2 protein-coding genes and 1 pseudogene are annotated in these 1,543 nt (G+C 51.1%); all 3 read left to right on the top strand.

The window, feature by feature from the left end; all coding sequences use genetic code 11:
• A pseudogene (locus ACOCD2_RS19420) lies at nucleotides 1–493 on the top strand (type IV secretion system protein TraC); the annotation flags it as partial.
• 11 nt (nucleotides 494–504) lie between these two features.
• Nucleotides 505–1,008, top strand: coding sequence for a hypothetical protein (locus ACOCD2_RS19415; protein WP_293646652.1), 504 nt, complete (start codon nucleotides 505–507; stop codon nucleotides 1,006–1,008).
• A gap of 4 nt (nucleotides 1,009–1,012) precedes the next feature.
• A complete protein-coding gene (locus ACOCD2_RS19410; RefSeq protein WP_294052107.1) occupies nucleotides 1,013–1,543 on the top strand; it encodes a S26 family signal peptidase in 531 nt (176 codons plus the stop codon).

Genomic DNA, 1,543 nt, shown 5'->3' with positions numbered 1-1,543 from the left:
TATCGAGGAAGCGGGTGACCTGTTGACGGAAGAAAGCGCCAATTCCGGTGGCGGGGATCAGATGGTTGCCCGATTCCTGGCCAGCGGCTATCGCCGGGCTCGTAAAGTGCTGGGTTCCTACATCACAGTTACCCAGTCTCTGGCGGACATCTATCAAAGCCCCGTTGGGCAGGCCATTGCCGACAATTCGCCCAATAAATATATCCTCGCACAAAATTCGGAAGCGATTGACCGGCTTCGCGCAAGCAAATACCTGGATTTGTCCGATGCAGCTTTCGATATATTGAAATCCGTTCATACCGTACCAGGACGCTATGCCGAAGTCTTTATCTATACCAATAACGGTTGGGGTGTCGCCCGTCATGTTGAAAATCGTTTTGCCCAGGTGGTCTTTTCCACAAAAGGCGACGAGCGCGACGTGGTAATGCGGGACATCGAGAATGGTGTACCCGCTGAGCAGGCTGTCCGTAATTTCATTGCCAATTATGGCTGAGGTAAAAACGAATGGGAAATCCTGATCCATCTCCGGAGATTACAGATCAAGCTGTCCGGGTCCCGCCCGGGACCGAGCATGTTGACACTCTCGAAGCTTCTCCTGGGGCTACACCACAAGGCGTGGATGTAACGACTATGCTGTTGGCCGCATTATTGGTCGCATTGATTGTGGCCAGCGGCCTTTACGGATTTCGTGATGTCATTGTTGGATATCTTGGAAAATCTTCCGAGCCGGCAAAGATTGTCTATGTCGATTCCGAAAAGCTGTTTACCGCACAACTCCAACGCATGCTGAAAGAACACCCGGGCGAACCCGCCAAAGGCATACTGGAGAGCAGAGACTTCGTTAACGAACTCGATAAAGTTCTCGCAAAGTACGCAGACGCAGGTTACCTGGTTTTAACTAAACAGGCTGTTCTCCGCGGCCTTGAAGGCAGAGATGTAACCCAGCCTGTCATGGTTGCACTGGGGCTGGGCGAGTTCGATGATTCTGTTCCCAATGTGGCAAGGTAATATCATGTCAACTAAACCCTCTTTTTGGAATCGCAAACGCATCAGCATTCTCATGCTGGCCCCGATATTCTCGTTACTTGCTTATATAGCGGCTGACTTCGGGGTGTCCCAGTGGTTAAAGACCCACTTTATTGGGGTGGATCCACAGGAAATAAAATGCTTGCCCTGGACGGCGTTCCTGTATTCCAAAAAACCATTCCATGATGACCTCCATTATGGTGATTTGGTGGTATTTCGCTCCCAGGGGCTGGAACCGATATTCAAGGATGGCTCATTGTTGACCAAGTTTGCGGCTGGGTTGCCGGGTGACAAGGTGGAAATCCGCAACGACCGGGCATACGTCAATGGCGTTTACTGGGACCGGTTGTGGGGACTGACATACCTTCACGAGCCACCCGGCTCTTACGACCGCTCCTTCGTGATAAAGGATGATGAGATTCTTACCTTGTCGGTCAATGCAGGAAGCTACGACGGTCGTTACTGGGGACCTTTGAAGAAAGACCGGATTGTCGGTTATGCGAAAGCCATTTTTTAG

Origin of the sequence: Thiolapillus sp., assembly GCF_048562965.1 — a bacterium.
In the GTDB taxonomy this organism is placed as follows: Bacteria; Pseudomonadota; Gammaproteobacteria; order Chromatiales; family Chromatiaceae; genus Thiolapillus; species Thiolapillus brandeum_A.
The sequence above is the reverse complement of the archived record's forward strand: the minus strand, read 5'-3'. Positions and strand labels throughout refer to the sequence as shown.